Raw genomic sequence first — 26653 nt, forward strand, 5'->3', positions numbered from 1 at the left:
CGTAGCCGACCGAAAGGACCGACCATGACGTCCAGCTCCTACACCGACTTCTCCCTGTTCGACGCCTTCGCCACCGAACTTCCCGACCCCGCCGACTCCGCCCAGACCGAATCCGCCCGTTCCCTGCTCCAGGCCGTCGCGCTCTTCGATGGCCTGGCCCCGTACAACGCCGTCGCGCTGCTGCTCCAGCGCCCGCAGGCCACGCATGTGGAGACCCGGGAGGGCTGGGAGAAACTCGGGCGCCGACCGGAGGCGGACGAGCGCCCGGAGATGATCCTCAAGCCCGGCGCCCCGCTCCTGCCCGTCTACGACATCGCCCAGACCCGCCCGATCGTCGGCGCGGAGGCGGGTCTCGCCGCCGACCCGCAGGGCGAGCAGCGCGGACTCTTCTCCCGGCCCGTGGACCATCCGGGACTGGCGGCGCGGTTCATGCGCGGCCTGCCCGACCTCGGGATCGCCGTGGACCCGGAGCCGAGCCGGGACCCGGACGAGCTCGGGCTCGGCGGGGGATACTTCGTGACCACGCGCCTGGGCTACCCGGGCCTGGTTTCCGTCCCGAACAAGTCTCGGCTGCGCGGTGTCGTCCTGGAGATGGCGCCCACGCCGGACTGGACCCGCCTCACGCCTTCGCGCCGGCTGTGGGAGCTCATGGTCGCCGCAGGGCGCCTGCAGGTGCGGCTGCCGCTGCTGCGCAGCGCACGCAACAGGTACCTGCCGGAGCGTGTCCCGGACGAGTCCGCCTCCGCGCCGCGCACCTCGCGGGGGGAACGGATCCAGGAAAGCCAGAACCGCAGGTGGTCGCTGCTGCGCGAGGCGGCCAGGCGCGGCCACGAGACGAGGTCCCCCGAGGCCGCCGAGTTCGCGGCGCAGATCGCGGCCTGGCTGGCGCTGACCCGTGCCGGGTACGGCGAGGTGGCCCCGGCCGGCAACATCGCGCAGCAGTTCCTCGCCGGCGACATCGAGACCGCGCCCGAGGGCGAGATGATGGCCGAGATCTGCGTGGTCGCCCACGAGCTCGCCGGCCCGCTCGAGCGCGGTGAGTTCTCCGGGGCATTCACCTTCGACGAAGAAACGCCGCGGGCCTGATGGCCTGCGGCGTCGTCGTGCCCCCGACAGGAGTCGAACCTGCGACCTTCGGTACCGGAAACCGGCGCTCTATCCACTGAGCTACGGGGGCATCTGTCCGGCGGTGAGCCGCCGGGCAACGGGAGACAGTCTAGCACCGCCCGCCCGTGCGGCCTAACCGCGGCTAGCTGATCTGCGGGTCGGAGGGGTCGATGCCCTGGATCTCCGCCGCGGAGGCCTCACCGGTCTCGAGGTAGTGCATCACCAGCTCGTCGGCGGCCGGGTTGCCGGCGCCGAACTGCCCGTGGCCGGGGCCGTGCACGGTGACGACCTGGCTGTTCATCTGCCCGGCCATGTTGTCGAAGTTGCCGTAGACGGTCTGCGGGTCGCCGGTGGCCTGCAGCTGCAGGGGACGGTGCTCGAGCTTCGAGCCGTCGAGCGGGCGGACCTTCGTGGTCGCCGGGGCCCCGGAGCAGTACGCCCCCGAGCCGAAGAGGGCCCCCGGGGAGGCGAAGATGTCGCCGGTGACCAGCGAGTACCACAGGGCCTCGGGCCACAGCGCCGGGTTGACCGGGGCCTCGGACTCGTTGCAGATCATCGTGTTCTGCATGTAGATGAAGGACTCCTCGACCTCGGCGGCCTCGGCCAGCGCGCGGTCCTTGGTCTCGGCGTCCATCTCGTCGGCGGCCCCCATCGCCTCGGCGGGGTCGATGCTGCCGTTGATCATCTGGGCCAGCACGTCCCAGGTGGCCGGGGTGGGCACGAGCAGGCGGGTGGTCACCAGCAGCTCGGAGTTGGACTGGTTCGCGCCCGGGTTCGTCGCCTGGGAGGCCAGGCTCTCGAGCTGCACGCGCTGCAGGCCGGTGGCGGTCATCAGGTCCGCGGCGGACTGCCCGGCCCACTCGAGGCCGGCGGGCACGTCGCCGACCTGCGCGGCCGGCGGGGCGACGGTCGGGTTGGTGCCGGCCTCGGCTGTGACGGCCGCCGACCAGGACTGGTAGGCCTTCAGCGGGGTGTCGCCGAGGTGGTAGGTCTCGTCGTTGGCGGCGACCCAGCCGAAGAAGTCGTGCAGCGAGCGCTCGTAGCCGGCACGCTGGCCGTTCATCAGCGGCGCCCACATGGTCTCGCGGTTGAAGCCGGAGTCGAGCACGAGCTTGTCCACGCGCTCGGGGTACGTCGAGGCGTAGACGGAGCCGAGCAGCGTGCCGTAGGAGACCCCGAGGATGTTGATGCGGTCCTCGCCGAGTGCGGCGCGCACCGACTCCCAGTCGCCGGCGGTGTTCTCGGTGGTGATCTGCCGCGGGAAGCCGGGGTGGGTCGCCTCGCAGGCGCTGCGCACGGCGCCGCCGACGTTGACCGTCTGGGAGACGAAGTCCGCCGAGGCGTTCTCGCTGCAGGTCATCGGCCGGGAGCCGGAGAGCCCGCGCGGCTGCACAGCGACCACGTCGTAGTGCTCGCGCATCGCGGCCGGATAGGCCATGCCCTGGGTGGAGCCGTAGACGCCCATGGCGTCCACGCCCGGGCCGCCGGGGTTGGCGAAGACGGTGCCGCGCTTCTCGCCGCCTGCGGGCAGCCGCACGAGGCTGACCTCCATCTTCTCGCCGTCGGGGTTCGCGTGGTCGACGGGCACCTCGACGGTGCCGCACTGGGCGCCGGGCTGGTCGACGCGCACGGGGCACTCGCCCCAGTTGACGCCGGCGGTCTGGGCGCCGGCGGGCGAGGCGGCGACGGTGAGCGTGGTGGCACTGAGCGCCGCCGCGGCGACCGCGGCGGCGCTGCGCAGGATGTTCTTCACAGGGGCTCCTTTCAGGGTCCCCATGAAGGTATCAGCTAGACCTTATCGGCGCCGGGCCCGGGCATCAGGCGGGGGTGAATGGTGACCGCGGTGGCCTTGACCAGGCAGTCGACCGCGACCCCGGACTCCAGGCCCAGTTCCACGGCCGCGGCGGTGGTCACCGGGGTGGTCAGCTGCACGCCGTCCGCGAGTCCCACCGTGACGATGACGTTCGCGCCCGCGCCGGCGTCGGCCGGGGTGGAGTCGAGCGTGAGCACGGTGCCGGACCAGCGGTTGCGCGCGGAGAGCACCTCCGGTGCGCGATTGCCGACGTCCCGCCGCGCGTCCTCGCCGGTCCCGTCACCGTCGGCGCCCGCGCGCCGCGCGAGCGTGACCGCCGTCGGGGCGAAGGTCACCACGGCCGGCGTGCCGGGGGCGACGCCCCCGGCCGGGGCCGGTGCGTCCGCGGACAGCTGGCCGGCAACCTCCTGGCCGGCGACGCCGACGGTGACCGACGCGGCGTCGGAAATTGTCACCGTGCCCTCGAGGCGGTTGACACCCGCCAGGCGCGCGGCGAAGTCCGTGGGCGGCAGGGCGAAGAGCTCGCCGGTGGGGACCTCGGCGACGGTGCGCCCGGACTGCATCACGGCGACGCGCTCGGAGAGCCCGGCCAGATCCACGGGGTCGTGGGTGACCATGATCGTGGTGCGGTCGCCGCCGGTGGCGCGCAGCAGGCGGCGCCAGCGGGCGGTGGAGTCGACGTCGATGGCGGCCATCGGCTCGTCGAGGATGAGCACGCCGGGTCGCGCGCCGAGGGCGCGGACCAGGGCGACCTGCGCGGCCTGCCCGCCGGAGAGCGCCGGCACCGGGGTGTCGGCCAGGTCCGCCAGACCCGCGGCCTCGAGCAGCTCGCCGGACAGTTCCCTGTCCCGGGTGGCCATGGTGACCGCCTGGCGCACCGTGGCGGTGCGCGGCAGGCCGGGCCGTTGGGTCAGCAGCACGATGCCGCGGCGCTGGGCGGGCACGAAGTCGCCGCGGGCGGGCCCGTCGACCAGTTCGCCGTCGACGCGGACCTCGGCGCCGCGCAGCCTGCCCGCGATCAGACCGGCCAGGGTGGTCTTGCCCGAGCCGTTCGGCCCGATCAGGGCGGTGATGGTGCCAGCGGGAAAGTGGGTGGTCACCCCGCGGGTGGTGATCTCCACGCCGGTGCCGCCGGAGGCCGGCCGGGTCAGCTCGCGCATCCGGTCGGTGTCCAGCGCGGTGATCGTCGCCGGGCGCGGGGTGTGCTCGCGGGCGAAGAGGGTGGGCAGCATCGCGGCGAAGAGCACGAGGACGGCGAGGATGATCAGCACCGCGGCCAGCACGTAGGCGCGGTCCTGGTCGATCTCGCGCTCGAGGTAGATGCCGATGGGCATGGTGCGCGTCTCGCCGGGCATGGAGCCGGCGAAGGTCAGCGTGGTGCCGAACTCGCCGAGCGAGCGGGCGAAGGCCAGGCCCGCGCCCGTGGCCACGGCCGGCGCGATGGCCGGAAGCGTGATGCGGGTGAGTATCTCGCGGGGGCGCATGCCCACGCCGGCGGCCGAGGCGAGGATCTCGCGGTCGATCTGGCGCAGGGCCGAGTCGACGGAGACGACCACGAAGGGCAGCGCGACGAAGGTGTGGGCGAGCACCACGCCGGGGAAGGCGAAGGCGAACTGGATGCCCAGGGCGTCGAGCACCGGGGCGAGCAGCCCGCGCCGGCCCACGGCGGCCGTCAGCGCCAGGCCCGCGACCACCGGCGGCATCGCCAGCGGCAGCATCACCAGCAGGCGCACCACACGCGCGCCGAAGCGTTCGGAGGACGAGATCCACACCGCCAGCGGCACGCCGAGCAGCACCGTGATCAGGGTGGCCTGCACGGCGGCGTAGACGGTCACGGCGAGCAGCTCGCGGGTGTCGTCCTCCTGGAGGACGGGCCAGAACTGCGACCAGTCCACGCGCACGCCGAGGGCGAGCACGGGGCCGACGATGACGACGACGCCGATGACGGCGACCAGAAGCAGGGCAACCGGCACCCGGGCGCCTGCGGGCCTGGGGGCCGGTTGCTCAGTGGGAGTGCGTGTCACGCGCACCTCTTACTCGGAGACGGGGGTGAAGCCGTACTTCTCCCAGGTCTCGGCGAACTCCTTGGAGGTCAGCAGGTCGACGAGCTCGCGGGCGGCCTCCGGGTTCTCGGAGTTGGTGGTCACCGCGGCGTACAGGGAGTTGACGTGGTCCTCGGCCTTGGGGATCTCGATGACCTCGACGTCGTCGCCGGCGGCCTGCGCGTCGGTGCGGTAGACCCAGCCGGCGTCGGCCTCACCGGAGGTCACCTTGCCCAGCACGTCGGAGACGGACTGCTCGAGCGAGACGGCCTCGATGTCGATGCCCAGGTCCTCCTGGATGGACTTCGAGACGTTGCCGCAGGGGACCTGCTCGTCGCACAGCACGACGTTCTTGCCGTCCATGGAGCCGTCGTCGACGCCGGTGATCTCGCCGGGGTTGCCCTTGGGCACGACCATGACCATGGAGTTCTGGGCGATCTCGACCGGGTCGGAGGCCACCGAGGCGTCGACGGCCTTGTCCATGTTCTTCTTGTCGGCGGAGATGAAGACGTCACCGGGGTGGCCGTCCTGCAGCTGCTGGACCAGGCCGGAGGAGCCGCCGTTGATGAACTCGAGGTTCAGCGGGGTGTCCAGCTCGGCGGTCTGGGCGTCGAGGTCGTCGTTGAGCACGCGGGTCGAGGCGGCGGCGAGCACGGTCAGGTCGACGGCCTCGTTCTGGTCGGAGGCGGCCTGGGACTCAGAGTTCGAGCCCGCGGCGGAGCTCGAGGTGGCCTCGGCGGAGGAGTCGTTCTCGTTGGACGGCGAGCAGCCGGCCAGGACGATCGCCGCGGCGGAGACGACGGAGATGGCTGCGAGGGTCTTCTTCACGGGAAAAGCTTCCTTTCAGTGCGATTCCGGTATGCGGGCACCAGTATGACAGCTTTTGTCGGCGCTGTTCAGACACGATGAACCGGGTTCAGACGTGGTTATTTCCGGTATGCGCTTCGATTGCCGACGTCGCGTCCGCGGGCGCCGGCGCCACCCGGCGCCGTCGGTGCTGCTCACCGGGTACGGGTGTATCCGTGTAAAAAGACCGCCCGGACGGGGGTGTACATCTGTACACCTCCCGGATCCGGGCGGGGTCGGGGGAGCGGTTCGGGGGTGAACCTTTAGGCCCCCGGTCGGCGCGACAGCGCCGGCCCAACCCTCTAGCCGCCTGCGAAGGGCGGCAGCACGTCGACGCGCGCGGCGTCGTCAAGCGACGCGGTGAGTTCGCTGCGCGCACCGTCGACGAGGAAGCTGCACCGCTCCAGCACGGAGGCCAGGGACATGCCCGCCTCCGTGGTGCCGGAGTGGCCGGCCGCCAGCTGCCCGACGAGCTCGCCGAGGGTGCCCGGCGCCTCGACGCGCTCGAGCGCGGTGCCGGCCGCCGCGCGCGCCGCGGCGAAGTAGTGGACCTCTATCGTGGACATGTGCCCGACCGTACCTGCGGGCCGTGGAAAACCGAGAAAGGGAGAGGCTGCCGTAGATGCGTAGTCCCGAAGAACATCTCGCCGCCGTGCGCCGTCTGCTCGGCCCGGCGCGCACCGAGGAGGTCGCCGTCCGCGAGGCCGCCGGCCGCGTGCTGGCCGCCGACGCGCTCGCGGCCGCGGACTCGCCGCGCTTCGACAACTCCCAGATGGACGGCTACGCCGTCGACGCCGCCTCCCTGGAAACACTGCCCGCGGGGCTGCCCGTGGGCCCGACCGTGCCCGCCGGCACCGACCCGGCCGAGGTCGTGCCCGAGGGCGTGGCCGGCCGCGCGGTGCCCGTGATGACCGGCTCGAAGCTGCCCGGCGGCACCGCCGCCGTGGTGCCGGTGGAGAAGTGCGGACCGGACACCTTCACCGCCGCCGAGGCCGCCGGTGAGGTGCACGTGCCGGCGACCACCGCCGGGAAGTTCGTGCGCGCGGCCGGCTCCGATCTCGCCCGCGGTGCGGTGGTGGCCCCGGCCGGCCAGCGCGTCGACGCGATCACCCTGGCCGCGCTGATCAACGCCTCCGTCACACGCGTTCGCGTGCGCGCCCGGGCCCGCGTGCTCATCTGCACCGGCGGCGCCGAGGTCGTCGACGATCCCGACGGCGCGGCGACCATCCCGGACTCCAACGGGCCCATGCTCGCCGAGCTGTGCCGCCGCCACGGCCTCGAGCCGGTGGCCCGCGTGCGCACCGACGACGACCCGGAGCGCCTCGCCGCCGATCTGACCGCCGCGATCGAGGCGCACCGCCCGGACGCGGTGGTGACCTCCGGGGGCATCTCGCACGGCCGCTTCGAGGTCGTCCGCCAGCTGCTCGAGGCCGACGGCGAGGACGTCTGGTTCGGCCACGTCACCCAGCAGCCCGGCGGCCCGCAGGGCGTCGGGCGCCTGGCCGGGGTGCCCGTGGTCTGCCTGCCCGGCAACCCCGTCTCGACCATGGTCAGCTTCCGGCTGTTTGTGGCTCCCGCACTCGGTGAGGCGCCCGCCCCCGAGACCGCGCGGCTGACCGAGGCGCTGGACGGGCTTTCCGACGCCCGCGTGCAGTTCCGTCGCGGGTACCTGGGCCGTGGGGCGCAGACCGGCGCCGGGGCGGCGCCGGGTGCTGAGCCCGGTGCGGCTGCGGCGGGCGACGCCAGCGTGGTGACCGCCACGCCGCTGGGAGGGCCGGGCAGCCACCTGATCTCCCAGGCCGTCGGGGCCGACTGCCTCATCGAGGTACCCTCGGGGGCCCACCTGGCCGCCGGGGACGCCGTGACCGTCCACCGGCTGTAGGGGACCGGGCTCCCGGCCCCAGCCAGCGCCCCGGGACCGGCCGGCGGCTCCCGCCCACCGACCCGGCCTGGCCGGCGGCTCCCGTCCGCCGACCCGGCCCCGCCCACGAACAGGAAGGATCCACCGTGTCTGAACCCACGAACGGTGCCCGCGACGCGCTCGTCGTCGTCGCCTCGACGCGCGCCGCCGACGGCACCTACACCGACCGCACCGGCCCGCTGCTCGTCGAGTGGCTGCGCTCCCGCGGCTTCGAGACCCCCGAGGCCGTCGTCGTCGCCGACGCCGAGATCGAGACCGTCCTCGGCGAGCTCTTCGCCGACCCTGGCCTGCTGCCCCGGGTCCTGCTGACCACCGGCGGCACCGGCATCACCGACGACGACCGCACCGTCGAGGCCGTCGAGCCCCACCTCGAGCGCACCCTGCCCGGGGTGGTGCAGGCCTTCTTCACCACCGGGGCCGCCGCCACCCCGCACGCCGCGCTCTCCCGCGCGGTCGCCGGCACCGTCGGGCGCACCTTCGTGATGACGCTGCCGGGCTCGCGCGGCGCGGTCAAGGACGGCATCGCCACCCTCGACCCGCTCATCGACCACCTCGCCGACATGCTGGAAGGACACCATGCCCACTGACCCCGTCACCGACGCGGCCACCGGAGCCGAAGCGCAGCCGCTGACCCCGGGGGAGGACCCCGCCCGCGTCCACGAGCAGACCGGCCGCGTCATCGCCGCCTTCCTCACCGAGGACCGCCTCGAGGACCTCGCCGTCGAGGCCCGCGCCGCGACCGCCACGCCCGCCATGGGCGCGGTGGTCACCTTCGACGGCGTGGTCCGCGACCACGACGGCGGCGCGGACGTCAACGCCCTGACCTACACGGCGCACCCCACGGCGGGCGACGTCATGGGTGAGGTCGTGCGCGACGTCGTCAAGCGGCACCCGCACGCACGGGTGTGGGCCGCCCACCGCACCGGCGCACTGGCCATCGGCGACACCGCGTTCTACGTCGTGGTCGCCGCCGCGCACCGGGCGGCCGCCTTCGCCGCGGCCACCGAGGTCGTCGACGAGGTCAAGGCGCGCGTGCCCGTGTGGAAGGAGCAGGAGATGGCCGACGGCACCAACCACTGGGTGGGCCTGGAGTGAGCCGCCTCGACGCGCGCGCCGTCGCCCGCTACCGGCGCCAGCTGACCCTGGCCGGCTTCGGGCGCGCAGGGCAGGAGGCGCTGGCCGGGGCGCACGTCGCGGTGCTCGGCGCCGGCGGGCTCGGCTCGCCCGCGCTGCTCTACCTGGCGGGCGCCGGGGTGGGGCGGATCACCGTCATCGACGACGACCTCGTGGACCTGTCCAACCTGCACCGCCAGGTCATCCACGCCACCGCGCGCATCGGCGAGCCCAAGGCCGACTCGGCGCGCGCGGCGATGCTCGCGCTCAACCCCGACATCGAGGTGCGCGCCGTGCGCGCGCGGCTCACCCCGGCCAACGCCGCCGAGGTGCTTGACGACGCCGCGGTGCTCCTCGACGGCGCCGACAACTTCGCCGCGCGCCACACCGCCTCCTGGGCCTGCGCGCGGGCCGGGATCCCGCACGTGTGGGGCTCCATCCTGGGCTTCGAGGCGCAGATGTCCGTCTTCGACGCCACCCGCGGGCCGGTCTACGAGGACCTCTTCCCCGCGCCGCCAGCGCCCGGCTCGGTGCCCTCGTGCGCGCAGGCCGGGGTGCTCGGGCCCGTGGTGGGCCAGGTCGGCTCCGCGATGGCGATGGAGGCGTTGAAGGTGGTCACCGGGGTCGGTGACGTCTTGTGCGGATCGCTCGGTTACCTGGACTCGCTGGTCGGACGCTGGGAGTACGTGCCGCTGGTGGGGGACCCCGAGGTGGCGCGTCGGGTCGCGGCGGGGGAGTTCCTGGTGGACGGTTCCGCGGTGGGGGATGCGGTTAGTGGTGGTGCGTCGGTTGAGGAGCCGGGTGACGGTGCTGATCGTGCCGGTGCCGCCGGTGGTTCGGCGGCCGGCGGGGCTGGCGCCGGTGGGGCGGCGGCCGGCGAGGCTGGTGTAGCCGGGGTGGGGGAGCGCCAGGTGCGCGAGGTCTCCGAGATCCCCGAGGGTGCTGTGCTCCTCGACGTCCGCGACGACTCTGAGTACGAGGCCTTCCACATGCCCGGTGCCGTGCACGTCCCGCTGCCTGACCTGCTCGCGGGGCGTGACCCCGAGCTGCCGGAGACCGCGGAGGATGCCCCGGTGGTGGTCTACTGCGCCGGCGGGGTGCGCTCGGCGCTGGCCGTGCAGACGCTCACCGACCGCGGCTTCGAGGGCCTGGTCAGCCTGCGCGGCGGCATCGACGCCTGGCTGGACCGGCACGGCACCGACGGGGCGCGGTAGGGGAGCACCCGGGTGCGGGTGCGGTGCGGTCCTGGGCCCTGCTGGGGGCTGGGCGTGGGGCCGGCCCTGGGCCCTGCAGGCTGCTGGGTGTCAGACTGTGCGACGAAGCGATCGCACAATCTGACACCCTGTTTTTCGTCGAGGCTCTGACCTGCGACTTTTCGTGTAACGGTCGTGTGACCGTCAGAGTGTGCGATGCCGTCGTCGCACACTCTGACGCGTCCGGCTACCTGCGGCGGGTCAGGAGCAGGGCCACGATGATGATCAGGGCGATGACGAGGATTCCGCCGGCTGCGGCGGCGATCCACATCAGGTTGAAGCCGCCGTCGTCCTCGGACTCCTGGGCCTGCTGGTCGGTGTCCGCGGCCTCGGCCTTGTCGTCCTTCTTCTCCGCGTCCTTGTCCTTCTCATCCGAGGGCGGGGTGTCTGAGGGCGGCGGACCGTCGGCGTTGACCATGCGCCACTCGGGGCCGTCGACCTTGTCGCCCTCGACGTCGAAGGCGATCTCATAGGGTTGGTCGATGCCCCGGGCTTCGTCCGAGGAGCCGAGGCGCATAGCGACTCCCACGTAGTAGTCGCCGGCGAGTGAGAATTTGCCACCGGCCCTGTTGCTTTGGCGATTGTTGAAGAGGATCGGCTTTTCGGTCGTCGCGGTGGTGGTCTCGGTGCCGTCTTCAGGAGGTTCGACGACGAATTCACGGGCTTCGATCAAGTGGGGCGAGTAGATGGTGCCCGAGATTCGGTCGAGAACGTCGCCGCGTTCCGACTTGCCGGTGCGGATGGTCACCACGGGGCGCTGACCCCAGTCGACCGGCACCTTGTAGAAGCGGTACTCGCCGGGGACGATCGTGTCGGAGTAGGCGCCGGGCTTGACCTCGGCGGCGTCGGCGAAGCCGGTCCCGCCGGTGACCGGCGTGGTCTCGTCCAAGGGGAGGTCCGCCTGGCTCTTCTGGTCGCCGCCGGAGCCATCCTCCGGGATGCCTTGCATGGGCGTCTCATCCGGGACGGGCTCGAAGGCGACCTGGACCTCGATGGACACTTCACGGCCGGTCAGATCAGCACTGGAGAAGATGTCGTAGCCGAGGTACCACTGTTCCATATTGCAGTCGTCGCCCTGAGGGGCCTCAATTCCGGCGACTACGGGCTCCGGCGGTGTGTACGCGCTGAGGGGAGTTTCTCCGGTAGCCAGCCCCATTTCATCGCCAGAGCAGTCTTTTCCGTTGGATGTATTACCGATGTCGTCCAGGTGGTAAAAGAGATTTTTCGAAGGACCAGAGGTATCACCGGCGGTACCGGTGGCATCGCGGTCGGGGAAGCCGGTCACGGTGACGTAGGCGTTGTGACCCTCGGGGACGGCGACGCGGATGTAGCGCAGGCCCTCGTCTTTCTCGTTGTTGGGGGTCACTCGAGTGTGGTAACGGCCCTCGCCGAGCCACTTGGCGTCCTCGATCGAGTCGGCGAACTCGAATTCCGTGCCGGCGGCCTTGTAAGTGGTCACGGCGCGCTGTGCGAGGAACTGCAGTTCCTCGGCGAGTTTGTCGGCGTCGTCGGCCTGGCGGTACTCACCGCCGGTGGACCCGGAGATGCACTCGAGCTCCTTGCGTGCCGCTTCGTCGACGTGGAAGCCGACGGTGTGGACGACCAGGCCGACACCTTCGTCTGCGAGTTCCTCGGCGACCTCGCAGACCGGCGGTGGGGCACAGGAGTCGATGCCGTCGGAGACCAGGATGATGGAGCGCTCACCTTTGTCGGGCAGTTCGTCTGCTGCGTGGCGCAGTGCGTTGCCCATCGGTGTGTAGCCGGTGGGGGTCAGCCCGTCGATGCCGTCGTGGAACTTGTCGCGGTCCAGCGCTTTCACAGGGGCCAACGTTTCGATGTCCTTGCAGCCGGCCTCGCGGTTGTCGGGTGCGTCGGATTCGTTAGCGCCGTAGGCGACCAGTCCCATCGTGGCGGTGTCGGGCAGCTCGTCGACCAGTGTGTGGGCGGCCTTCTTGGCGGAGTCCATGCGGGTGCCGTCGCCGTCTGATTCGAGCATGGAACTGGAGGCGTCCATGATCAGCACGGAGGAGGCTTTGGCGTCGTCCTGTGCTGTCGCGGTCGGGGTGAAGACGCCGATGAATGCCGCGAAGATCGCGAGGACCGTCAGTGTGGCGGAGGCCCGTATGGGTTGTCCCGTTCGTTTCATGGTGTGCCTCGTCAGGTTCAGTTAAGTGAAATAGGGCACACCCAAGGTATTTCATTCACACCATGCGCGCGCCCCGGACAAGGACACGCTTATGTAACGATGTGCGGGAACTGGCGCCAGGCTGGACCGGCACGGCACCGACGGGGCGCGGTAGGCCGTGCTCGCGGGTCGATTGGGCGTCGCCGGGCGCGGGTTCGGGGCCGGTCCCGGGGCCTGCCGGTTGTGGGGTGTCAGATTGTGCGACGAAGCGGTCGCACATTCTGACACCCCGTTTTTCGTCGAGGCTCTGACCTGTGATGATTCGCGTAACGGTCGTGTGACCGTCAGAATGTGCGACGTCGTAGTCGCACACTCTGACGTTCCCCGGTGGAAAAGCGTGCGGCCCGCGCCGGCGGCCCGCGCCGGCGCTCCCGTCTCAGTCCCGGTCCAGCCCCCGCCCGCGGCGCCCGATCCGCCGGGCCGCGCGCCGTGCGGTCAGCCAGGACTCCTCGAGCTCGACCGCGCGCCGGTCGGTGACCGCGAGCAGGCGCTCGAGGTCGCGCACCGTCATGTCCGGGTCGGCCAGGCGCGCCTCGATGCGGTTGAGGAAGCGCCGCGCGCCGTGGCACTGGTAGTGGAACCGCTGGATCTCCGGGTCGGAGGTGTCCGGGTCCGCCAAGGCAGGCCGGTTGAAGGTGCGGTCGGCCAGCGCGTCGGCGTCCTGCGAGGTGCGGAACTTCTCGAAGGCCTCGAGCACGTCACGGATGTCCTCCGCCGAAAGGCGCACGGAGTTCGTCAGCGCCGCGGCCTCCCGCCCGGCCGCACCGGGGTCGCGGCGGGTGGCCACGAAGACCACCGTCAGCAGCATGCCCGCGAGCAGCAGCCCGGGCAGCTTCATCAGCCAGACCAGCAGCACGCAGCCGGCGGCCAACCCGATCAGGTAGAGCCGCGGGACACCGCGTTGCGGTGCGGGCGGCATGGGTCAGTGCCCGCCGCAGCCGCACCCGCCGGCGCCGCAGCCGCAGCCGCCGGAGCCGCCGCAGCCACCGCCGGTGACCAGGACGGAGGCCGCCATCAGGGCGGTGCCGGCGATCACGGCGCCCGGCTGGGGCACGTCGGCGGCGTCGGGCAGGCAGACGTCGAAGGGGAAGGGGCCCTCGACGGTGGCGTGGATGAACGCCTGGCCGGTCAGGTCGCTGGTGCGGCGCTCGGCGGTGATCACGCGGGCGGAGAACTGCGCGCCGGCGTCGGGCACGGCGGCACCCGAGCCGGAGGCGACCAGCTGCGCGCCCTCGGAGTAGACCACGCCGAAGACCTCGCCGGTGGCTTTCTCGTACTCGACGTCGGAGGGGTAGACCTTCGCGTCGAGCGCCAGGGCGGTGATGCCCAGCGGCTGCTCGGGCTGCGGACCGACCTCGTAGAACAGCGGGCCCTGCGAGAGGTTCGCGGTGATGGTGCCCAGCTCCTGGCCGGCCGGGTCGGTGACGTCGACAAGTGCGAGGACGTCGTTGACCATGTCGAGGGTGCCGGTGGTCTGGGACTGCGCGTCGAAGCCCGCCCAGGTCGAGTACGGTTCGACGGCGAGGATGTTGATCTGTGCGCCGGAGGGGTCGCTGTACTGGATCAGCTGGCCGCCGCGCACGGCGCCGGTCACGGCGAGTCGGTCGGTGCCGATGGCCGCCTCGACCGCGTCCTGCCAGCGGTCGAAGTCCAGGCCGATGCTCTTCAGGTCGTCGCTCATGCGCACGATTCTACGTGCGCGCCCGCGCGGGCAGGCACCCGGGAGCCCGCTGACCGGGGAGTGCCGGCACGCCCGTCACGACGACGTGGGACAATGGAAGGCAATGCGAGAAACCGATCACAATCAGCGCGAGGAGCTGCTGTCGCAGGCCTTCGCGGACAACCACAGCGACACCGGGCGCGGGGCGATTGACGACGCCGCGTCGGTCACCGTCGGCGACCACCGTGGGGCGGGCGCCGACGGGCGTGCGGGGCACGCCGTGACGACCGGCGACATGGACCTCGCCGAGCGCAACTCCTTCCGCCGCGTCATCCGCGAGACGGACGTCCACCACGAGGAGCAGGCCGACGGCTACGACGTCGAGTACCGCAAGCTGCGCCTCGAGCAGGTCATCCTCGTCGGCGTGTGGACCGAGGGCACCGTCGCCGAGGTCGAGGCGGCGCTCGCCGAGCTGGCCGCCCTGGCCGAGACCGCCGGCGCCGACGTCATCGACATGCTCTACCAGCGCCGCGACACCCCGGACCCGGGCACCTACATCGGCTCCGGCAAGGTCGCCGAGCTGCGCGAGATCGTCGCGGCCACCGGCGCGGACACGGTCGTCTGCGACGGCGAGCTCTCTCCGGGCCAGCTGGTCGCCCTGGAGAAGGAGCTCGACTGCAAGGTCATCGACCGCACGATGCTCATCCTCGACATCTTCGCCCAGCACGCGAAGTCCCGCGAGGGCAAGGCGCAGGTCGCCCTGGCCCAGATGGAGTACCTGATCACGCGCGTGCGCGGCTGGGGCCAGGCCCTGTCCCGGCAGGCGGGCGGCCGCGCCGGCTCCAACGGCGGCGTGGGCCTGCGCGGTCCCGGTGAGACGAAGATCGAGGCGGACCGTCGCCGGCTGCGCTCGGACATGGCGAAGCTGCGCCGCGAGCTGGCCGGGATGACCCGTTCGCGCGAGGTCAAGCGCCACCGCCGCGCGGAGTCGCTGACCCCGACCATCGCGATCGCCGGCTACACCAACGCCGGCAAGTCCTCGCTGATCAACGCCCTGACGAACGCGGGCGTGCTCGTCGAGAACGCCCTGTTCGCCACCCTGGACCCGACGACCCGTCGCGCCGAGCTCGCCGACGGCCGCGCGGTGATCTTCACCGACACCGTCGGCTTCGTGCGTCACCTGCCCACCCAGCTGGTCGAGGCGTTCAAGTCGACGCTCGAGGAGGTCCTCGGCGCCGACCTGGTCCTGCACGTCGTCGACGGCTCGGACCCGTTCCCGCTCGGCCAGGTCGAGGCGGTCAACGGTGTGATCGCCGACATCGTCCGCGAGACCGGCCAGGAGGCGCCGCCGGAGATCCTGGTGGTCAACAAGGTCGACACGGCCGACCCGCTGGTCATCGCGGAGCTGCGCCACGCGCTCGACGACGCGGTGTTCGTCTCCGCGCGCACCGGCGAGGGCATCGACGAGCTGGAGAGCCGCATCGAGCTCTTCCTCAACTCCCTGGACGCCCACGTCACCGTCGAGATCCCCTACACCCGCGGCGAGCTTGTCTCCCGCGTCCACGAGCACGGCACCGTGCTGCGCGAGGAGTACACCGACGCCGGAACCGTGCTCGAGGCGCGCATGCCCACCGAGCTGGCCGCCTCGCTCTCGGAGTTCGCGGTGGGGGAGGACGCCGAGGACAACCGCGAGTAGGACGTCGAGGAGGACCTCGGGAAGTAGGGGATTTCCGTGCGCGACCTGGGCGCGCAATAATCGAGGTCTGTGAACGAATCCGAGAATCGCACAGAAGACGCCGGCTCCGCGGGGGGCGGGGACCGGCACCGACACCGCCGGCGGGGGAGCGGCGGCACCCGCCCGCCGCGGACTGGGCTGGACGCTGCACGGCGACGGCCGGCGGATCCTGCCAGGTGAGGTCGTCGAGCCCGAGGAGCGGCTGAGCTGGCCGCGCACCATCGGCATCGGCATGCAGCACGTCATCGCCATGTTCGGCGCCACCCTGCTGGTGCCGACGATCACCGGCTTCCCGGTCAACACCACGCTGCTGTTCTCCGGGCTGGGCACCATGCTCTTCCTGCTGATGACGCGCAACCGGCTGCCCAGCTACCTGGGCAGCTCCTTCGCCTTCATCGCCCCGCTGACCGCCACCCAGGCCGACGGCATCGCCGTCCAGCTCGGCGGAATCGTCGTCACGGGTGCGGCGCTGGCCTGCGTGGGCTTCATCGTCAAGGCCGCCGGCAAGCGCGTCATCGACGCCGTGATGCCCCCGGCAGTCACCGGCGCGATCGTCGCCCTGATCGGCCTGAACCTCGCGCCCACGGCCGCCGAGAACTTCCAGTCGCAGCCCTGGGTGGCCGGCGTGACGCTGCTGGCCATCCTCGTGGCCACGGTCGCCGGGCGCGGCATGGTCGCCCGCCTGGGCATCCTCATCGGCGTGATCATCGGCTGGGTCTTTGCCGCCCTGACCGGTGCGATCGGCCCCGAGGCCGCCGAGCACATCCGCGAGGCAGCCTGGATCGGCGTGCCGCAGTTCCACACCCCGGAGTTCCGGCTCTCGGCCGTGCTGGTCACCCTGCCGGTGATCATCGTGCTCATCGCCGAGAACGTCGGCCACGTCAAGGCCGTCTCCCAGATGACCGGCCGCAACCTCGACGGTCTTGCCGGCGACGCGCTGCTCGCCGACGGCCTGGCGACGACCGTCGCGGGCCTGTCCGGCGGCTCCGGCACCACGACCTACGCCGAGAACGTCGGCGTGATGGCCGCGACCCGCGTCTACTCCACGGCCGCCTACTGGGTCGCGGCGCTGACCGCGGTGGCCCTGGCCTTCATCCCGAAGTTCGGCGCGCTCATCTTCACCATCCCCTCCGGCGTGCTCGGCGGGGCGACCCTCGTGCTCTACGGCCTGATCGGCATGCTGGGCATCCGCATCTGGCAGGACAACCGGGTCGACTTCAACAACCCGGTCAACCTCACCGCTGCGGCCACGGCGTTGATCGCCGGCATCGGCAACCTGACCCTCTCGGTCGGCCCGGTGGAGCTCGAGGGCATCGCCTGGGGCTCGATCGGCATCATCGTCGGCTACCCGATCCTCAAGTGGCTCTACGTTCACGTCGGCGAGGGCGGCGCGGCTGTCTTCTCCCGCCGCTGAGGCAGGGGAGGACCGACCCCCGACGCGGGTGACCCCCGGCGCCGTTCAAACGGCGTCGGGGGTCAGCTGTGCTCGCGGCGGGTCAGGGCTTTACCTGCGGCGGGTCATGAGCAGGGCCACGATGATGATCAGGGCGATGACGAGGATGCCGCCGGCTGCGGCGGCGATCCACATCAGGTTGAAGCCGCCGTCGTCGTCGGAGTCCTGGGCCTGCTGGTCGGTGTCCTCGGAGTCGGCCTTGTCGCCTTCCTTGTCCGCGCCCTCCTGCTTCTCAGTGGAGGGCGGGGTGTCGGAGGGCGGCGGCCCGTCGGCGTTGACCATGCGCCATTCGGGGCCGTCGGTCTTGTCGCCTTCGAAGGCGATCTCGTAGGGCTGGTCGATGCCGGTGACTGCATTTGTGTCGCGGCCGTAGTACATGGCGACTCCGATGTAGAAGTCGCCGGCCAGGGAGGTAGGGCCACCGGTGTCGGATGCGCGGTTGTTGAAGAGGACCGGTCGGTCAGTGGCGGCGGTGCCGCTGTCGGAGCCTCCGTCATGAGGCGGGGAGACATCGAGCTCTGCGGAACTTACGCGGTGCGGCGAATAGATCACAGCGGCGATTCGGTCGACGTTCTCGCGCTCAGACTTGTTCGAACGGAGGGTGACGACGGGGCGCTGGCCCCAGTCGACCGGCACCTTGTAGAAGCGGTACTCGCCGGGGACGATCGTGTCGGAGTAGGTGCCGGGCTTGACTTCGACGGCGTCGGCGAAGCCGGTGCCGCCGGTGATCGGCGAGGCGTCCTCCAGGGGGAGGTCGCGGTGATCCGTCGAGTTATCTCCTTCCTCCCCGTCCGGGTAGCTAGCCTGGGTCTTCTCGTCGGGGACGGGCTCGAAGGAGATCTCTACCTCGATCGAGGCGTCGCTGACCTCCTTGCTGGGCGTGTATATCTCGTAGCCGAGGTACCACTGATCCATGTCGCACTCGGTGTCGAGGCCGCCGTCGATCCGGACTACGTGAGGCTCCGGCGGTTTATAGGCTGTGAGCTCGGTACTGGTCCCACTACTCGTGAGCGACTCACTGGTGCATGAGTCGTGTCCGGAGGTGCTGTCGACTTCTGAGCTGAAGTAATTGAGGTTCAAGCCTCCTGAGGCGACGACTTCGCCGGTGGCCTCACGGTCGGGGAAGCCGGTCAGCGAGACGTAGGCGTTGTGCCCTCGGGGACGGCGACGCGGATGTAGTGCAGTCCCTGGTTGATGTTTGTGTTCGGGGTCACCCGGGTGTGGTAGCGGCCTTCGCCGAGCCATTTGGCGTCCTCGATCGAATCTGCGAACTCGAATTCCGTTCCGGCCTTCTGGTATCCGGCGATGCCTCGCTGGGCGAGGACCTTCAGGTCCTCTGCGAGCTTGTCGGCGTCGTCGGCCTGGCGGTACTCGCCGCCGGTGGACTGCGAGATGCACTCGAGTTCTTTGCGGGCTTCGTCGTCGACGTGGAAGCCGACGGTGTGGACGACCAGACCGACACCTTCGTCGGCGAGTTCCTCGGCGACCTCGCAGACCGGCGGTGGGGCGCAGGAGTCGATGCCGTCGGAGACGAGGATGACGGAGCGTTCACCTTTGTCAGGCAGTTCGTCGGCTGCGTGTCGCAGGGCGTTGCCTATGGGGGTGTAGCCGGTGGGGGTCAGCCCGTCGATGCCGGCGTGGAACTTGTCGCGGTCGAGTTCGGCCACCGGTGCCAACGTTTCGATGTCCTTGCAGCCGGCCTCGCGGTTGTCGGGGGCGTCGGACTCGTTGGCGCCGTAGGCGACGAACCCCATCGTGGCGGTGTCGGGGAGCTCATCGACGAGGGTGTGGGCGGCCTTTTTGGCGGAGTCCATGCGGGTTCCCTCACCGTCGGCTTCGAGCATTGAGCTGGAGGCGTCCATGATCAGCACGGAGGAGGCCTGGGCGTCGTCCTGGGCGGGCGTGTCGTCTTGCGCGGTGGCGGTCGGGGTGAAGACGCCGATGAATGCCGCGAAGATCGCGAGGACCGTCAGCGTGGCGGAGACCCGTCTGGGTTGTTCCGTTGGTTTCATAGTGTGCCTCGTCAGGTTCAGTCAAGTGAATTAGGGCACACCCAACGTATTTCATTCAGGGCATGTGTGCTCCCTGGACAAGGACACGCTTATGTAACGAAGCGCGTATACCCTGGCAGCTGGCCCGCCGGTGGCTGCGCCCGCGTCCCAAAGATTCCCGGCGGGCGATAAGACCCCCGGGTGCCCCCGGGGCTGGCGTACGGGCCGCCGTGGCACCGCCCGCGCCCCCGCACCCCGCCGGCACCGCGGCCCGCCGGAGCGCCAACGGCGCACGGAACCGCTCACGGCGCCCGACGGGACGTCGGCAAGCGACGGGCGGGGAAAGGGGCCCGGGGCGCCGCACGCGCCCCGCAGAACCCCACACAAACCCACAGAGGGCAGACATCCCCGAGGAACCCCGGACACGAGAAGAGCCCTCCCGTACCCGGGAGGGCTCTGTCAGTCGCGGCGCCGGCTTGAGCACCGGCGTCGGCGGGGACTACTCGGCGTCGAGGTCCTTCTCGATCAGGCCGGCGATCTTCTCCACGGCCTCCGCGTTGTCGGAGGTCACGGTGACCTGGTCGCCCTTCTCGGCGCCCAGGGCCATGATCATCAGCGACGAGGCGGCGTCCGTCTCGTCGTCATCCTCGTCACCACCGACGAGCGACAGGTAGATGTCGTCGTCGTACTCACCGGCGGCGTCGGCGATGATGGAAGCCGGGCGGGCGTGCAGGCCGACGGCGGAGCCGACGGTAACGGTCTTGGAGGCCATGGTCGTCCTTTCGTTGAACGGATTGCGGCCACGGGTGCCCGAACGGATGTCCGGGCGGACACGAGGCCTGACGATCTCGACCAGAAGTCTAGTCGTCCGAGGCGGTCGTCGCCAGAATGTCGTAGGCCTGCGCGGCGGCGCGGACGGTACCGGCGACCTTGACGGCCTCCCAGATCGTCTCGCGGCTCAGGCCCTCCTCGCGCAGCGTGTGCTCGTGGGCGTTCAGGCAGTGCTCGCAGCCGTTGACGGCGGAGACCGCCAGGGACCACAGCTCGAAGTCGGCCTTCTCCACGCCGGGGTTGGAGATGACGTTCATCCGCAGGCCCATGCGGACCCCGGAGTAGTCGTCGCCGAGCCAGGCGCGCGAGCGGTAGGCCACGTTGTTCATGGCCATCACGGTCGCGGCGGCGAAGGCGGCGTCGCGGGCGGCCTCGGAGAGGTGCTCCTTGGCCTCGGCGTCGATCTCGCGCAGCACGGTCGCGTTGCCGGCGGAGGCGGCCACGGCGAGCATGGTGCCCCACAGCTGCTGCTCGTTGAGGTCCTTGGAGCGGGTCAGCGAGCCCAGGTTGAGCTTGGTGTCCTTGGCCCAGTCCGGGAATCCGTTGCGAAGTTCAGCGATACCCATTTACTTCAGCGCCTCCTGCACGACGTCCATCTTGTTGATGTTCTTGGTCGGGTCGTTGGCCTCCCAGTTGCAGGCGCAGACCTCCTCGGACTGCAGCGCGTCGAGCACGCGCAGCACCTCGTCGACGTTGCGGCCGACGGCGTCCGGGGTCACGGAGACGAACTGGATGATGCCGTCCGGGTCGACGATGAAGGTGGCGCGGTCGGCCACGCCGTCCGCGTTCTCGATGCCCAGGGCGCGCACGAGCTCGTGGCGGATGTCGGAGAACATCGGGAAGCCCACGGTCTTGAGGTCCGGGTGGGTGGCGCGCCAGTTGAAGTGCGCGAACTCGTTGTCCACCGAGCCGCCCAGGATCTGGGTGTCGCGGTCCAGGAACTCCTCGTTGAGCTCGCCGAAGGCGGCGATCTCGGTCGGGCACACGAAGGTGAAGTCCTTCGGGTAGAAGAAGACCACCTTCCACTGCCGCGGGTACTTGTCCAGGCTGACGGTCTCGAAGTAGTCCTCGGGCTGCTGGGCGTTGGCCTCGTGGAGGTCGCCGCCCTTGAGTGCGGTGAGGTTGAACTCGGGGAACTTGTCACCGACGGTGAGCATGTTCACACTCCTTCTAGGAATTGCAGAGAGATTCTCCGTGGGGCTTGACGGGTCTGCGGCCCGGCGCCCCTCTGTCTCCCGATTTTGGTCCGAAGCGCGCGTTTGTCAATAAGTGAAGTAAATTAATTTTGCGGCGCTGATTGTGGCGATAAATTGACGACGTCGCGTCGGTGCAGGTCTGCGCGTCGGCTGCGGCGTGTGTGCGGGGGAGCGGTTGAAAGGTAGTCCGATAGGTGTGGCGGAACTCATAGGATATGCCCACAAGTGGGGGTGGCGTTTCCGGGTCCACGCACAGCGAAACCCCGGCCCCCGCGGGTGCGGGGACCGGGGTCGGTTGCCGGTTCGTCCGGCGGCTCAGGCGGACCTGGCGCCGGTGAGCGTTCCGGAGGGCCTAGGCGTGGGCCGGGGCCTTCTCCGCCTTGGCGGCGGCGGCCTCGGCGGCCTTGTTGGGCCAGAACTGCTTCATGGCGATCACGGCGATCGCGCCGACGAGCACACCGGCGATGATCGAGACGATGAAGCCCCACCAGGGAGCGATCGCGAAGATCACGAAGATGCCGCCGTGCGGGGCCTGGCTGGTGACACCGAAGATCATCGACAGGGCACCGGTGGTGGCGCCACCGAGCATCATCGAGGGGATGACGCGCAGCGGGTCGGCCGCGGCGAACGGGATGGCACCCTCACTGACGAAGGACAGGCCCAGCAGCCAGGAGGACTTGCCGTTCTCCTGCTCGGCGGGGGTGAACAGGTTCTTGCGCACGAAGGTCGCGACGGACAGCGCGATCGGCGGGACCATACCGGTGGCCATGACGGCGGCCATGATCTTCAGGGAGGCCTCGTCGCCGGTGGACAGGCCGGCGGTACCGAAGAGGTAGGCGGCCTTGTTGATCGGGCCACCGAGGTCGGAGCACATCATCAGGCCGATGATGATGCCCAGGATCGCGGCCGAGGAGCCGGACATGGAGGTCAGCCAGTCCTGCAGGCCGTTCATCAGGGCGGCCAGCGGGCGGCCGAGCAGCAGGAACATCAGGACGCCGACGGTCAGCGAGCTGAGCAGCGGGATGATGACGACCGGCATCAGAGAGCCGATGAAGCGCGGCACCTTCCAGGAGCCGATCCACATGGCGACCAGGCCGGCGACGATACCGGTGACCAGGCCACCGATGAAGCCGGCGCCGACGAGCACGGAGACCGCGCCGCCGACGAAGCCGGGCACGATGCCCGGGCGGGCGGCCAGGGCGTAGGCGATGTAGCCGGACAGGGCGGCGACGATGAAGCTCATCGCCATCTGGCCGGTGGCGAAGCACACGGCACCGAGGTAGAGCAGGAGGCCGGAGCGGTCGAAGTTGTAGGTGACGCCGTCGTAGATGACCTCGTTGCCCGGCAGGTTGGTCAGGGAGTTGCCCAGGACGATGGCCTTCCAGCCGTCGTCGGATCCCACGTCGTAGCCGGCGAGCAGGAAGCCCAGGGCCAGCAGCAGACCGCCGGCGGCGACGAAGGGCACCATGTAGGAGACACCGGTCATCACGGCCTGCTGGATGCGCTTGCCCCAGCCCAGGCCCTTCTCGTCCTCGGCCTCGGCGGCGGAGGAGGAGCCCGCGGTGCCCGCCACGCGGTGGGCGTGCGGGTTCTTCGCGGCGGCGATGGCCTCGTCGATCATCTTGGTCGGCTCGTTGATGGCGCGCTTGACGCCCGACTCGACGACCGGCTTGCCCGCGAAGCGCTCGCGGTCCTTGACTCCCACGTCGGTGGCGAAGATGACCGCGTCGGCGGCCTCGATGATCTTCGGGTCGACCGGGGTGACGGCCGAGGAGCCCTGGGTCTCGACGACCAGGTCGACGTCCGCACGGGCGTCGGCCTCCTGGGTCAGGGAGTCGGCGGCCATGTAGGTGTGGGCGATGCCGGTCGGGCAGGCGGTGATCGCGACGATGCGCGTGACGTCCGCCTTGGCGGCCGGGGCGGCGGCCTCGGAGCTCGCGGCCTCGGAGCTTGCGGCGGTGGCGCCGGCGGCGGTGGCGCCGGCGGCACCCGCACCGGCGGCGCCGGTGGCGGCGTCGGCGGCCGGCTTCTTCTTCTTGGCCGGGGCGTTGACCACGCCGAGGACCAGCTCGACGATGCGCTCCGGGGTCTCGGCCTCACGCAGGCCGGCCAGGAAGTCCTTGCGCACGAGCGCGCGGGCCAGCTTCGAGAGGATCTTCAGGTGCTCCTTGCCGCCGCCGGCGGGGGCCGCGATCAGGAACACGAGGTGGGCGTCGCCGTCCGGGCCGGAGAAGTCCACGCCGTTGGCCAGGCGGGCGAACGCCAGGGTCGGCTTGGTCACGGCCTCGGAACGGCAGTGGGGGATCGCGACGCCGCCGGGCACACCCGTGCCGGACTTGGCCTCGCGGGCCTTCGCGTCGGAGGCGAGCACGGCCTGGTCGGTCGCGCGGCCGGCGGCGTGCACCAGTCCGGCGAGCTTCTCGATCACCTCGGTGGTCGAGGACCCGAAGTCGGCGTCGAGCGCGACGAGATCGGGGGTGATGATCTGGTCAGTCATGGCAGTCCTTCTTGAGCACTACTGCGATTGAGGGATTGATTGGGTCGGTGGTGACGAATTGGCGGGACTTGGGCCCGAAATATGTGCGCCTTGTGTATGTGCGCCTGGGCGCGGTCAGTCGACCGTGGAGACCCGGGTGCGCTCCACGTCGGCCTGGTCCGGCCGCGGCAGCGTGGTACCCGGCAGGCCGGCGGCGGCGGAGCCGTAGGCCACGGCGCGCCGCAGGGCCCCGGCGGAGTCCTCTCCGTCGAGGGTGGCCAGGATGAACCCGGTCAGCGAACTGTCGCCGGCGCCCACGGTCGAGGCGACCGTGGTCGGCGGCGGGGTGCCCTTCCACGCGCCCTCGGGGGTGACCAGGACGGCACCGGCCCCGCCGAGGGTGACCAGGACGTTCTCGACGCCCTGCCCGTTGACCTTGCGGGCCGCCTCGACGACGGGACCGAAGTCGCCGTCCTCGGCGAGGCGCTCGAGCTCCTGGCCGTCGACGCCGACCAGCTGGCCGAGCTCGAGACCGTTGGGCTTGATCAGGTCCGGGGCGGAGGCCGGGAAGCGGCCGCCCAGGGCGATCATCGGGGCGTCGGAGGTGTCGACGGCGACCTTGGCCTCCGGACGGGCCTCGCGGACGGCGTCGACGAGCGTCGCGTACCAGTCCGCGGGGACCCCCGGCGGCAGCGAACCGGCGAGGACGACCCACTGCCCGGCGCCCTCGGGCACCGCGGCGATGAGGGCCTCGGTCAGCTCGGCGCGCTCGGACCCGGAGAGCTCCGGGCCGGGGCCGTTGAGCTTGGTGGTGGTGCCGTCCGGCTCGGTGACCGTCGTGTTCGTGCGGGCCGAACCGGCGACGGTGACGTCGCGGTGCGGCACGCCCGAGGCGGCGACGAGCGAGACGAAGGGGTCATCGGCGCCGGCGGGGAAGACGGCGAGGGTGTCGGCCCCGGCCAGCTCCGCGGCGTGGGCGACGTTCACCCCTTTCCCTCCGGCGACGTGCGTGGTTGACTTGAGTCGAAGCACGGCGCCGCGCTCGAGCGGGCCGTCCAGCTCGAGCGTGGCGTCGGTACTTGGATTGGGGGTCAGCGTGACAATCACGGTGGCGCATCCTCCTGCGGGCAGGGCCAGTTCGTTCCGCGCTCCATCATCGCCCGGTTGTGTGGGAATGTCAAGCGTTTTATGTGAGTTTATGTGGGGAACTTTGGGGTTTCATGTCCGGTCGGTAGCCGTTCATGTGGAAATCCAACGAATGGTTCACTAGTATCGGATGCATGACTTCAGGCACTGACACCACCACCTTCACGGGCACCGCGGTTGTCGCCGGTACGGCGTACGCCCCGGTCGTCTGGGTGCGTCCCCGCCCCGAGCTCCCGGGCTCCGCACGCACCGTCGCCGAGGATGAGCGCGACGCAGAGTTCGAGCGCTTCGTCACGGCGGCAGACACCGTCGCTGACCGACTCACCGCACGCTCCGCCGAGGCCTCCGGCCCGGCCGCCGAGGTGCTGCAGGCCACCGCCGGGATGGTCCGCGACCGCGGCTGGCGCAAGGCCGTGCGCAAGAACGTGCGCGGCGGTGCCGACGCCGAGTACTCGGTGGTCCAGGCCACCAGCAAGTTCATCAACATGTTCACCGCGGCCGGCGGCCTGATGGCCGAGCGCACCACGGACCTGAAGGACATCCGCGACCGAGTCATCGCCGAGCTGCGCGGCGAGGAGGAGCCCGGTCTTCCCTCCATCGACGGCGAGGCCATCCTCTTCGCCGACGACCTCTCCCCGGCGGACACCGCCGCGCTCGACATCGACCACTACAAGGGCCTGGTCACCGAGCTGGGTGGCCCGACCAGCCACACCGCCATCATCGCCCGCCAGCTGAACCTGCCGTGCATCGTCGCCGCGGGCCGCGAGATCTCCGAGATCACCGCCGGCACCCGCGTGATGGTCGAGGGCAGCCAGGGCGTCGTCTACGTCGAGCCCGACGAGGAGGACGCCCGCCGCCAGGTTCGCGAGTCCCAGGAGCGCGCCGTCAAGATCGCCGAGTGGCGTGGCCCGGCCCAGACCTCCGACGGCCACCGCGTCCAGCTGCTGGCCAACGTCCAGGACAGCAACGCCGCCCGCCTGGCCTCCGAGACCCAGGCCGAGGGCATCGGCCTGTACCGCACCGAGATGAGCTTCCTCTCCGCGACCGAGGAGCCCAGCGTCGACGATCAGGCGGCCCTCTACAAGAAGGTCTTCGACGCCTTCCCGCACTCCAAGGTCGTCGTGCGCACCCTGGACGCCGGCTCCGACAAGCCGATCGCCTTCGCGAACATGGACGAGGAGGAGAACCCGGCGCTCGGCGTGCGCGGCCTCCGCATCGCCCGCCAGAACCAGTCGCTGCTGACCCGCCAGCTCGACGCCATCGCCAAGGCCGCCGAGGGCCGCGGCGAGGACGCGCCGACCTGGGTCATGGCCCCGATGGTCGCCACCGCCCGCGAGGCCGAGTGGTTCTCCACCCTCTGCCGTGAGCGCGGCCTGACCCCGGGCGCGATGATCGAGGTCCCGGCCGCCGCCCTGATGGCCGACAAGATCATGCCGCACCTGGACTTCGTCTCCGTGGGCACCAACGACCTGACCCAGTACACGATGGCCGCGGACCGCCTGTCCTCGCAGCTGGCGTACCTGACCGATCCGTGGCAGCCCGCCGTGCTGCGCCTGATCCAGCACACCTGCTCGGTCGGCCGCGACACCAACACCGCCGTCGGCGTCTGCGGCGAGGCCGCCGCCGACCCGCTGCTGGCCTGCGTGCTCACCGGCCTGGGCGTCAACTCCCTGTCGGCCGCCTCCACCGCGATCGCCGCCGTGGGCACCCGGCTCTCCGAGTCCACGTTCAAGCAGTGCCAGGAGGCCGCCGAGGCAGCCCTGGACGCCGTGGGCGCAGTGGTCGCCCGCGAGAGCGTGCGCAAGATGCTCGTCGGCGAGTAGGCCGCGAGCGCGCCGGCTGCGACCGGCGTGACGCAGCCGCCCCGGGCCTCGAGAGAGGTCCC

Annotated in this window: 22 protein-coding genes and 1 tRNA gene; 8 read left to right on the top strand and 15 right to left on the bottom strand. The window is 71.0% G+C overall.

What is annotated here, in order from left to right:
- The first annotated feature begins 24 nt into the window (after positions 1-24).
- Entirely contained in the window at positions 25-1086 is a 1062-nt protein-coding gene (locus CFRA_RS04635; protein ID WP_075663659.1) for a hypothetical protein, read from the top strand.
- 18 nt (positions 1087-1104) lie between these two features.
- Here CFRA_RS04635 and CFRA_RS04640 read toward each other — a convergent pair.
- The 5 genes from CFRA_RS04640 to CFRA_RS04660 form a co-directional block, all read right to left on the bottom strand.
- A tRNA-Arg gene (locus tag CFRA_RS04640) sits at positions 1105-1177 on the bottom strand.
- Between the two features lie 72 nt (positions 1178-1249).
- The gene (locus CFRA_RS04645; protein WP_245797688.1) at positions 1250-2860 is read right to left on the bottom strand and encodes an alpha/beta fold hydrolase; all 1611 of its coding nucleotides are present in this window, start codon (positions 2858-2860) and stop codon (positions 1250-1252) included.
- Between the two features lie 35 nt (positions 2861-2895).
- Positions 2896-4893 (bottom strand): molybdate ABC transporter permease subunit, encoded by a 1998-nt coding sequence (modB, locus tag CFRA_RS04650; protein ID WP_245797695.1) that lies wholly within the window; start codon positions 4891-4893, stop codon positions 2896-2898.
- 60 nt (positions 4894-4953) lie between these two features.
- Complete coding sequence (gene modA / locus CFRA_RS04655; protein WP_415684194.1) at positions 4954-5739, bottom strand: molybdate ABC transporter substrate-binding protein; 786 nt, start codon at positions 5737-5739, stop codon at positions 4954-4956.
- A gap of 371 nt (positions 5740-6110) precedes the next feature.
- Positions 6111-6374, bottom strand: coding sequence for a MoaD/ThiS family protein (locus tag CFRA_RS04660; RefSeq protein WP_075663661.1), 264 nt, complete (start codon positions 6372-6374; stop codon positions 6111-6113).
- A 56-nt stretch (positions 6375-6430) separates the two neighbouring features.
- On the opposite strand from CFRA_RS04660, the gene CFRA_RS04665 reads away from it, so the two are divergent.
- The 4 genes from CFRA_RS04665 (at position 6431) to CFRA_RS04680 (ending at position 10056) form a co-directional block, all read left to right on the top strand.
- Complete coding sequence (locus tag CFRA_RS04665) at positions 6431-7690, top strand: molybdopterin molybdotransferase MoeA (RefSeq protein ID WP_075663662.1); 1260 nt, start codon at positions 6431-6433, stop codon at positions 7688-7690.
- Between the two features lie 125 nt (positions 7691-7815).
- Positions 7816-8316: a MogA/MoaB family molybdenum cofactor biosynthesis protein gene (locus CFRA_RS04670; protein WP_075663663.1), complete on the top strand. Its 501-nt coding sequence runs from the start codon at positions 7816-7818 to the stop codon at positions 8314-8316.
- Positions 8306-8824: a molybdenum cofactor biosynthesis protein MoaE gene (locus CFRA_RS04675; protein ID WP_083666838.1), complete on the top strand. Its 519-nt coding sequence runs from the start codon at positions 8306-8308 to the stop codon at positions 8822-8824. Before CFRA_RS04670 ends, CFRA_RS04675 begins: the two co-directional genes overlap by 11 nt.
- Positions 8821-10056 (top strand): ThiF family adenylyltransferase, encoded by a 1236-nt coding sequence (locus tag CFRA_RS04680; protein ID WP_075663664.1) that lies wholly within the window; start codon positions 8821-8823, stop codon positions 10054-10056. The genes CFRA_RS04675 and CFRA_RS04680 overlap by 4 nt, the downstream gene beginning before the upstream one ends.
- Before the next feature lie 226 nt (positions 10057-10282).
- Here the strand turns inward: CFRA_RS04680 and CFRA_RS04685 are convergent, their stop codons facing one another.
- From CFRA_RS04685 to CFRA_RS04695, 3 genes are all read right to left on the bottom strand, one after another.
- The gene (locus tag CFRA_RS04685; RefSeq protein WP_083666839.1) at positions 10283-12241 is read right to left on the bottom strand and encodes a vWA domain-containing protein; all 1959 of its coding nucleotides are present in this window, start codon (positions 12239-12241) and stop codon (positions 10283-10285) included.
- A 415-nt stretch (positions 12242-12656) separates the two neighbouring features.
- A complete protein-coding gene (locus tag CFRA_RS04690; protein ID WP_075663666.1) occupies positions 12657-13199 on the bottom strand; it encodes a hypothetical protein in 543 nt (180 codons plus the stop codon).
- A gap of 3 nt (positions 13200-13202) precedes the next feature.
- A complete protein-coding gene (locus CFRA_RS04695; RefSeq protein ID WP_075663667.1) occupies positions 13203-13961 on the bottom strand; it encodes a hypothetical protein in 759 nt (252 codons plus the stop codon).
- A 103-nt stretch (positions 13962-14064) separates the two neighbouring features.
- Between CFRA_RS04695 and hflX the strand changes: the two genes are divergently transcribed.
- Positions 14065-15636 (top strand): GTPase HflX, encoded by a 1572-nt coding sequence (gene hflX, locus CFRA_RS04700; RefSeq protein WP_075663668.1) that lies wholly within the window; start codon positions 14065-14067, stop codon positions 15634-15636.
- Positions 15637-15808: 172 nt separating this feature from the next.
- Positions 15809-17089 (top strand): uracil-xanthine permease family protein, encoded by a 1281-nt coding sequence (locus tag CFRA_RS04705; protein WP_075663669.1) that lies wholly within the window; start codon positions 15809-15811, stop codon positions 17087-17089.
- Positions 17090-17179: 90 nt separating this feature from the next.
- Here the strand turns inward: CFRA_RS04705 and CFRA_RS04710 are convergent, their stop codons facing one another.
- The 7 genes from CFRA_RS04710 to CFRA_RS04740 form a co-directional block, all read right to left on the bottom strand.
- Positions 17180-18043, bottom strand: a complete 864-nt coding sequence (locus CFRA_RS04710; protein WP_075663670.1) for a hypothetical protein — start codon at positions 18041-18043, stop codon at positions 17180-17182.
- A 215-nt stretch (positions 18044-18258) separates the two neighbouring features.
- Positions 18259-19140 carry a vWA domain-containing protein gene (locus CFRA_RS04715; protein WP_075663671.1) on the bottom strand — a complete coding sequence of 294 codons (882 nt, stop codon included), beginning with the start codon at positions 19138-19140 and terminating at the stop codon, positions 18259-18261.
- Positions 19141-19618: 478 nt separating this feature from the next.
- A complete protein-coding gene (locus CFRA_RS04720; RefSeq protein ID WP_075663672.1) occupies positions 19619-19891 on the bottom strand; it encodes an HPr family phosphocarrier protein in 273 nt (90 codons plus the stop codon).
- Between the two features lie 88 nt (positions 19892-19979).
- On the bottom strand, positions 19980-20516 hold the full coding sequence (gene ahpD / locus CFRA_RS04725; RefSeq protein ID WP_075663673.1) for an alkylhydroperoxidase, AhpD family: 537 nt from the start codon (positions 20514-20516) through the stop codon (positions 19980-19982).
- Positions 20517-21113 carry a peroxiredoxin gene (locus CFRA_RS04730; RefSeq protein WP_075663674.1) on the bottom strand — a complete coding sequence of 199 codons (597 nt, stop codon included), beginning with the start codon at positions 21111-21113 and terminating at the stop codon, positions 20517-20519.
- Between the two features lie 385 nt (positions 21114-21498).
- Positions 21499-23643: a PTS fructose transporter subunit IIABC gene (locus CFRA_RS04735; RefSeq protein WP_075663675.1), complete on the bottom strand. Its 2145-nt coding sequence runs from the start codon at positions 23641-23643 to the stop codon at positions 21499-21501.
- 114 nt (positions 23644-23757) lie between these two features.
- Positions 23758-24729 (bottom strand): 1-phosphofructokinase family hexose kinase, encoded by a 972-nt coding sequence (locus CFRA_RS04740; protein WP_075663676.1) that lies wholly within the window; start codon positions 24727-24729, stop codon positions 23758-23760.
- Between the two features lie 173 nt (positions 24730-24902).
- On the opposite strand from CFRA_RS04740, the gene ptsP reads away from it, so the two are divergent.
- The gene (gene ptsP, locus CFRA_RS04745; protein ID WP_075663677.1) at positions 24903-26591 is read left to right on the top strand and encodes a phosphoenolpyruvate--protein phosphotransferase; all 1689 of its coding nucleotides are present in this window, start codon (positions 24903-24905) and stop codon (positions 26589-26591) included.
- The last annotated feature ends 62 nt before the right edge of the window (positions 26592-26653 follow it).

This window comes from Corynebacterium frankenforstense DSM 45800, assembly GCF_001941485.1.
In the GTDB taxonomy this organism is placed as follows: Bacteria; Actinomycetota; Actinomycetes; order Mycobacteriales; family Mycobacteriaceae; genus Corynebacterium; species Corynebacterium frankenforstense.

Coding starts and splice junctions, on each gene's coding strand:
- CFRA_RS04695 (WP_075663667.1), bottom strand. CDS start 13,961: ATGAGCGACGACCTGAAGAGCATCGGCCTGGACTTCGACCGCTGGCAG.
- ptsP (WP_075663677.1), top strand. CDS start 24,903: ATGACTTCAGGCACTGACACCACCACCTTCACGGGCACCGCGGTTGTC.
- CFRA_RS04685 (WP_083666839.1), bottom strand. CDS start 12,241: ATGAAACGAACGGGACAACCCATACGGGCCTCCGCCACACTGACGGTC.
- ahpD (WP_075663673.1), bottom strand. CDS start 20,516: ATGGGTATCGCTGAACTTCGCAACGGATTCCCGGACTGGGCCAAGGAC.
- CFRA_RS04635 (WP_075663659.1), top strand. CDS start 25: ATGACGTCCAGCTCCTACACCGACTTCTCCCTGTTCGACGCCTTCGCC.
- hflX (WP_075663668.1), top strand. CDS start 14,065: ATGCGAGAAACCGATCACAATCAGCGCGAGGAGCTGCTGTCGCAGGCC.
- CFRA_RS04720 (WP_075663672.1), bottom strand. CDS start 19,891: ATGGCCTCCAAGACCGTTACCGTCGGCTCCGCCGTCGGCCTGCACGCC.
- CFRA_RS04675 (WP_083666838.1), top strand. CDS start 8,306: ATGCCCACTGACCCCGTCACCGACGCGGCCACCGGAGCCGAAGCGCAG.
- CFRA_RS04665 (WP_075663662.1), top strand. CDS start 6,431: ATGCGTAGTCCCGAAGAACATCTCGCCGCCGTGCGCCGTCTGCTCGGC.
- CFRA_RS04690 (WP_075663666.1), bottom strand. CDS start 13,199: ATGCCGCCCGCACCGCAACGCGGTGTCCCGCGGCTCTACCTGATCGGG.
- CFRA_RS04735 (WP_075663675.1), bottom strand. CDS start 23,643: ATGACTGACCAGATCATCACCCCCGATCTCGTCGCGCTCGACGCCGAC.
- CFRA_RS04715 (WP_075663671.1), bottom strand. CDS start 19,140: ATGAAACCAACGGAACAACCCAGACGGGTCTCCGCCACGCTGACGGTC.
- CFRA_RS04660 (WP_075663661.1), bottom strand. CDS start 6,374: ATGTCCACGATAGAGGTCCACTACTTCGCCGCGGCGCGCGCGGCGGCC.
- CFRA_RS04710 (WP_075663670.1), bottom strand. CDS start 18,043: ATGGATCAGTGGTACCTCGGCTACGAGATATACACGCCCAGCAAGGAG.